This is a genomic window from Gemmatimonadaceae bacterium, assembly GCA_036273715.1.
In the GTDB taxonomy this organism is placed as follows: Bacteria; Gemmatimonadota; Gemmatimonadetes; order Gemmatimonadales; family Gemmatimonadaceae; genus JADGGM01.
The window spans coordinates 1-5,942 of the sequence record DASUHB010000010.1 but is presented as its reverse complement, the minus strand read 5'-3'; the positions used below and the strand labels follow the sequence as shown (position 1 = coordinate 5,942).

The 5,942-nt window shown below is 62.9% G+C and carries 9 protein-coding genes and 1 pseudogene; 7 read left to right on the top strand and 3 right to left on the bottom strand.

The window, feature by feature from the left end; all coding sequences use genetic code 11:
* Positions 1 to 209 (bottom strand): hypothetical protein (locus tag VFW04_01160; GenBank protein HEX5177911.1); only part of this gene is annotated, 209 nt, incomplete at its 3' end.
* A 193-nt stretch (positions 210 to 402) separates the two neighbouring features.
* Here VFW04_01160 and VFW04_01155 point away from each other — a divergent pair.
* A complete protein-coding gene (locus VFW04_01155; GenBank protein HEX5177910.1) occupies positions 403 to 849 on the top strand; it encodes a hypothetical protein in 447 nt (148 codons plus the stop codon).
* Between the two features lie 16 nt (positions 850 to 865).
* On the opposite strand, the gene VFW04_01150 is transcribed toward VFW04_01155, so the two are convergent.
* Both VFW04_01150 and VFW04_01145 read right to left on the bottom strand, forming a co-directional pair.
* On the bottom strand, positions 866 to 1,309 hold the full coding sequence (locus tag VFW04_01150) for a type II toxin-antitoxin system VapC family toxin (GenBank protein HEX5177909.1): 444 nt from the start codon (positions 1,307 to 1,309) through the stop codon (positions 866 to 868).
* Positions 1,300 to 1,530, bottom strand: a complete 231-nt coding sequence (locus VFW04_01145) for a hypothetical protein (protein ID HEX5177908.1) — start codon at positions 1,528 to 1,530, stop codon at positions 1,300 to 1,302. The genes VFW04_01150 and VFW04_01145 overlap by 10 nt, the downstream gene beginning before the upstream one ends.
* A 400-nt stretch (positions 1,531 to 1,930) precedes the next feature.
* Between VFW04_01145 and VFW04_01140 the strand changes: the two are divergent.
* The 6 genes and pseudogenes from VFW04_01140 to VFW04_01115 all read left to right on the top strand — a co-directional run bounded on the left by VFW04_01140 (position 1,931) and on the right by VFW04_01115 (position 5,485).
* Positions 1,931 to 2,104 (top strand): annotated as a pseudogene (locus VFW04_01140) (transposase).
* Positions 2,090 to 2,362, top strand: a complete 273-nt coding sequence (locus VFW04_01135) for a transposase (protein ID HEX5177907.1) — start codon at positions 2,090 to 2,092, stop codon at positions 2,360 to 2,362. Before VFW04_01140 ends, VFW04_01135 begins: the two are co-directional and overlap by 15 nt.
* A gap of 218 nt (positions 2,363 to 2,580) precedes the next feature.
* The gene (locus VFW04_01130; protein HEX5177906.1) at positions 2,581 to 3,252 is read left to right on the top strand and encodes an RHS repeat-associated core domain-containing protein; all 672 of its coding nucleotides are present in this window, start codon (positions 2,581 to 2,583) and stop codon (positions 3,250 to 3,252) included.
* Positions 3,253 to 3,733: 481 nt separating this feature from the next.
* Positions 3,734 to 4,099 (top strand): hypothetical protein, encoded by a 366-nt coding sequence (locus VFW04_01125; protein ID HEX5177905.1) that lies wholly within the window; start codon positions 3,734 to 3,736, stop codon positions 4,097 to 4,099.
* A complete protein-coding gene (locus tag VFW04_01120; GenBank protein HEX5177904.1) occupies positions 4,096 to 4,719 on the top strand; it encodes an RHS repeat-associated core domain-containing protein in 624 nt (207 codons plus the stop codon). The genes VFW04_01125 and VFW04_01120 overlap by 4 nt, the downstream gene beginning before the upstream one ends.
* 562 nt (positions 4,720 to 5,281) lie before the next feature.
* Positions 5,282 to 5,485 carry a hypothetical protein gene (locus VFW04_01115; protein HEX5177903.1) on the top strand — a complete coding sequence of 68 codons (204 nt, stop codon included), beginning with the start codon at positions 5,282 to 5,284 and terminating at the stop codon, positions 5,483 to 5,485.
* The last annotated feature ends 457 nt before the right edge of the window (positions 5,486 to 5,942 follow it).

The following is a 5,942-nucleotide window of genomic DNA, read 5'->3' as shown; positions in this document are numbered from 1 at the left end:
GTGGCCGTGTCCGCCACCTTGCGGCCCGCCGGGTCACGCGACGCACCAGAGCCGTCATGCTCGGCGCGTGTCGCGTCGTGCCTACCAGTGCCAGCTTGGTCGTCCGGCGCACGGCCTAACGTCGAGAAGGCCTCGAGATCGGTCTCCGTCAGCCCGGTGCTGGCGAGCACTCTGCCGCGCGCATGGTATCCACGGTGGTTGTCCAGCATTATCCCTGCTCGCGCTGCCGAACCGGCCGGCCAAATTCTCACTTTTTGCATGTGTCGCCAAATTCGTGGTACAAGGTGCGAAAAGTGACAAATTGCGAATGCCACCCTGCAGAGCGCCGAGCGCAAACTTGGCCGCCTCAGCGCGTCATGCCCGCCTAACGGGGATAACTCCAGGTCATCGGCGCCGCCGCCGGTGCTGCGCATCATGGCGCCGCCTAACGCAGTGGTGAGCGTGGACGGAAAGGAAGTTGCGCACGGCAACTGGAGCAGCGCGCGGCTCACGTCGGGCGCGCACCGGGTGGTGGCCGCGCTGCACACGATGGCCGGCTGCGCGGCGGCGACGGACAGCACGATGGTGCGCGTCCCGGAGCGTGGCGAGGTGAAGGTGAAGCTGGCCCCGCACGCGTGCGGGGCGGTAGCGGTGGATGCGGAGCCTAACGGCGCGCGGTGGGACCTGTCGTCGCTCGATGGGACGAGCGTGGCGAACGGGCAGATTCCGCAGGCGGCGCCGGCGGTGGTGCCGAGCGGGACGTATGTGCTGCGCGTGTCGAAGAGCTACTGCGCGGAGTATCGGGCACGGATTGCGGTGCCGGCGGAGGGGACGCACAAGGAGCGCGTTAGGCTCATCTGCGGGCAGTGACTTGGTCCTGCCGCGATCACTCGACGTGCCGGTCGAGCTGAATCACGCGGAGCCCCGGAATCGATCGCACCCCGCGGTCGTTGGTCACGAGCGTCCCGCACCCTTCCCGCAGTGCGGCCGCGACCTGCAGTGCATCGGGCGTGCGCATACGGTACGCAGCCCGGAGTTGCGCCGCGGCGCGCAGCTGGGCGCGATCGATGTCGACGAAGGTAAGGCCGCGGCTGTTCGTGAGGAGTGTTTCGTATCGTGCGCCTAACGCCTGATCGCCGGCGCGATACGGCACCACCAGCACCTCGAGGAGCGTCACCGCAGAGGTCACCAATCGGCACCGGCCGGCGTCTGCGTCGGCAAATAGCGGCCGGACGGCGGGCAGAAAGCGCGGATGCTCCTCGATGAGATAGATGAAGAGAGCGGTGTCGACGGCGACGGGCCCCGCTCCGATCACCTCACTCAGCGCCACGACCGCCGCTCGGCCCGAACGTGCTTGACGGCGTCGACGCCGTGCCAGAGGTCCTTGCCAAGCCCCTGGATTTCGAGAATCGACGTGAGTTCGGGTGCGGCGAGCGCATTCTCGAGGATGCGGGCGACTTCCTGCGCGACCGATCGGCGCTCACGCCGAGCGCGCTGTTTGAGCCGTCGATAGAGCACGTCGGGAAGGTTTTTCACGTTCAGGGTAGCCATTGTCAGTTCCTCCAAAGTTCCTCCAATTTGCCACCCAAACCACATGACCGCAAGACAAAGCCGCGTGTGGCGAGACGGCGCCGATCGCGTCCGCGGCGAGGCTTGGCCGATAGGTTTACCCAGCTCACCTATACAATAGTAGTTCGGGATTTCCTCGGCTACCGATCGCCCTCCCCTTCGTGGTTCGCAGGCGCAGCGGCGCGCTCAGCTACACGGTTCCGAAAGTTTTCCCACGTGGGAGAAACGCCAAAGGAAAAACTGGGCGGCGTTTAGTCAGGCGTAGAAACCCACCGCCTTGGGCGGTGGTGATGTACCGTGGGCTTCGCCAGTAATAGGAGTCGTAAGCAAATATCGGCGGTTGGCCCACGCGGTCTATCAGTGCACGTACCGCGTGGTCTGAGTGCCGAAATATCGGTATCGGATCCTGACCGGAGTGATCGCGGAACTGATGGATCGGGACATTCGGACCGTATGCGAGTGGAAAGATGTGGAGGTGTTGGAGCTAAACGTCCAGCTCGATCACATCCACGCCGTGTTCTCGATTCCGCCGAAGATTTCGGTGTCGGCCTTCGCCCACCGCTTCCAGGACCTGTTCACGACTCACGACGCGAGCGGACTCGCGGCGTGGTTAGGCCAAGCCGACCAGAGCGAGCTGCGGAGTTTCGCCCGTGTGGTCGCGCGGGATCGTGACGCGGTGCTCGCGGCGCTCTGCTTCCGCTGGAGCAACGGCCCGGTCGAAGGCCACATCAATCGCCTCAAGCTGATCAAGCGCCAAGGGTACGGCCGCACCGGTTTCGCGCTGCTGCGCCAGCGCGTCCGCCGCGCCGGATAGCGCTCCGTGCGCGCGCGACGGCCAAGCCGGCTGCGATCATCAAAAGTGCGGATGATCCGAATTTGGGTGTTCTTCTACACCATTTGTACCAAGCTTTCACTTTATCCCAAGTCGTCGTTGCTGCGCCTGCAACATCCGACTGCGTGCAGTTGCCGACGACTTTGCACGACAGACCAAACGGATCCGAGTAGTTGACCGGGTCGCCAGCACCAAACGTCATGCCCTCGCTCCAACACACGCCCACGAGCTGGCACGGCTCGCTCTTCGCCGAAGGGGTGGACGACGCCGGGCTCATGTACCGGCGCAACCGCTACTACGATCCGGCCACGGGGCAGTTCACGCAGGAAGACCCGTTAGGCTTGGCGGGGGGAGTGAATGCGTACGGATTCGCGAACGGAGACCCTGTGAACTTCTCCGATCCGTTCGGGCTGTGCCCGGATCCAAAGGATCCCATCTGCGCTTTCACGGTGCATGGAGCTTACGGGACCACCCCGGGCGTGCCGTTGCTGGGGCTAGGGGGAATTGGCGCCAAGGTTGAGGCCTACTGGAACAAACACAAAGACGCGATACTCCAGTCAGCAGCAATGCTGCTAACTGACGGGATGAGCGGAGCCGGAGATGGCTCTGGCGGTGTGCCCAAACCGTCTCCAAACTTCGAAGCGCCGACGAATTCGGCTCAACCTGTCCCGACTGAACTTCCTCCAGGTCACACCGTTCGGGTTGGTGAACCCACCGAGCAGTATCCGAACGGCTATTGGAGGCAGTACAATGAGAATGGTCAACCGGTCAATCCGGCAACTGGCAAGCCACCGGCGAATGTAACTCGACCACAGGCACGCGCGCAGACGCACGTACCTCTTCCTCCGAAGCTCGAACCGCCGACATCATGAAGGGCCTACCGTCGAACATCGATCTCGCGCCATTCTCTGATGCCGAGCTGATACAGCTCTGCTTTGGTGTGGCTCAAGTTCAATTCCACTTCTCTAATCAGGCGAGTGTTAACGTAGAAAGCGCAATCGTAGTTGGCGGCCCAAGCGGTGAGCAACGAGTTGAGGACTACGGGCAGGTGGCGCCACTGCTTACGAGCCTACTCGGCACTCGTCTGTTAGGCGCCGTTAGAAAAGAAGACGGCGGTGTGTTGCTCCGCTTCGAGGGAGACCGAGACATTCGAGTGTTGAACGACAGCACGCAGTTCGAGTCGTTTCAAATCCGCATCGGCGGTCTGACGTATGTTGGTTAGCTCTGAGGTGTTAAAGTCGGTGTAGAGGGCTGGACGAGAGCAGTCGCTCCCCTTCTCGTCGCCTGTAGGGCGTGAGCATGTTTGCAGCGAAGCCCGGCCGGAGGAATCTGGCCGGGCTTGTTGCGTTAGCCGTGGAGAAGGAGGCCGCTGTTGAGCATGGCGAAGACGACATGTTGCTAAGCTTTGGGGAGGCAGCGCAGGCGCTGGAGCTTGGCGAACATCACGTCACCATCCCCGATCACGCGAGTCTCCGCATCGACATCCTCGCCACCATCCTCGCCGATGTGGCGGAGCACGTGAAGCTCACGCGCGCAGCACACTCGCGGCCGAGCTCTTCGAGCGCTGAGCCGCCACGTACCGCCGACCGCATCTCCCCACGGTACGCCTCACGCGTGAGCGGCGACACCGACGTACGTGTGTCGAGGTCCCAAAGTGCACCGCTGGGTCTCGACACCAAAAGTATGATGGAACCGCCGATCGCCTCACCGCCTAACTGACGACGCCACGGTCATTTGCCACCCGCCGATCGTACGGAGGCAACAGAAGGAGTCAGTTCACGCAGGAAGACCCTCTCGGGCTCGCCGGCGGATTGAATGCGTACGGGTACGCGAACGGGGACCCCGTGAACTTCAGTGACCCGTTTGGGCTGTCGCCACGAGCATGCGATCCGCCCGGTTCGTGCGAATCCATGGCCGCTTTAGTTGGTACCGTTGCTGGCGCTGGCGCAGGGGTGGTGATCACAACGGCCTGTGCAACGGTCACGCTTGGATTGTGCACCCTTGCGGGTCCCGAGCTCACGCTCGGTCTTTCGGCATTGGGGACATCCATCGGTTTAGCAATTGGGAGCAAACTTGAAAGCAGCCGATCAGCGAACGACATTCCGTTGGTAGGCGGCCCGCCGAACACGACGGTGACGAAGCCGGGACAGGCCGTGCGATACGGCCCAGACGGGAATGCGACGACCCGCACGTGCGCCCGAGCAGGGCATGGATGCGACGGCGCACACACGCATGAATACGTGACAGGTCCAAACGGCAAATTAAACCAAAAGGGCCAGCCTCGGCCTGCTACTGAAGACGAGAAGAAAGAGACACCTCCGCCCAACGACTCGCACTAACAAGGCAACAGCATGGAACGCACAGATGTGCCATTGGATGCTGCGCTTCTCCCAGATTTCACGGCTCTTAGGTCGGAGGCCCACTGGGAGTACACGTTCAAGAATTACATCGAGACACGCGGCAGTGTCGAGCTTGCAGCAGCATTCGCCAAACTCTTCTGGCCGGATCTCATCGAGCATCGAGGATGCATCTTTCGAGCAGACGGTTTCACGGAGTCCAGCTTCGATGATTGGTGGAAACACGCAAACGGGGATCACACGGCCGTCGAGCGTGTCTTGAATTTGCTTCACGTTCGCGAGTTGGTGCCAAGTGACACATCTGTGCTCGATAGGTCGGTGTATCGCTACATTGGAGAGACACTGGCCGCAATGTGGGGATGCAGGGCCCGACTACTGTATCCTTCACGTGCCCTTATCGCGCGCTACGAGGACTTGAACGAGGATGGTACGGACTCGGAGCCGACGGTTTACCTGTACGAGGACCGCGCCACTGCTCCACGGACCTAAGGCGTCGTCAAGAAATAACCTCTACAAGTTCGGCGGATGCGGGTAGATTCGCGCTGTGCCCGACCCCCGCGGATTGGCCGAGAAGGTGGCGAAACTGTGGCCGCATTTGGATGAACGCGCGCCTCGCTTGTTCGCCGCGAGCGAAGCCGAGGCGGACGACCTCGACCCGCTGCGCACACACCGCGATTCGCGAGGCGGTGCCGATCGCCCGAAGGTGATCCGACTCCACCTGGTCCACGACGAAGTCATGGCCGCCTAACGGTGCGGCTCCCCGCGATCTCCCCGGCCGCGCACTCGCCCGGGCCTTACGCCGATACAGATACGCCGTGATGCGGGAAACCGGAGCCACCTCCGGCTCACCACGCAGCAGGGCCGCGAACATCACGTCACCATCCCCGATCACGCCAGTCTCCGCATCGGGACCCTCGCCGGTATCCTCGCCGACGTGGCGGAGCACCTGGGCATCACGCGCAGCACGCTCGCGGCCGAGCTCTTCGAGCGCTGAGCCGCGACGTGCGGTCGACGGCATCTCGACACGGTACACCCACGCGTGCGCAGCGACACCGACGTACGCGTGTCGAGGTCCCAAAGTGCACCGCTGGGCCTCGACGCCCGAACTATGATGGAAACCCCGACCGCCTAACCGCCTAACCGACGACGCCACGGTCACTTCCCACCCATCGATCAGACGGAGGCAACGGAAGGAGTCAGTTCAC

Excerpts from the sequence above, each read along its gene's own strand:
- VFW04_01145 (HEX5177908.1), bottom strand. The coding sequence starts at position 1,530 with ATGGCTACCCTGAACGTGAAAAACCTTCCCGACGTGCTCTATCGACGG.
- VFW04_01130 (HEX5177906.1), top strand. The coding sequence starts at position 2,581 with ATGCCCTCGCTCCAACACACGCCCACGAGCTGGCACGGCTCGCTCTTC.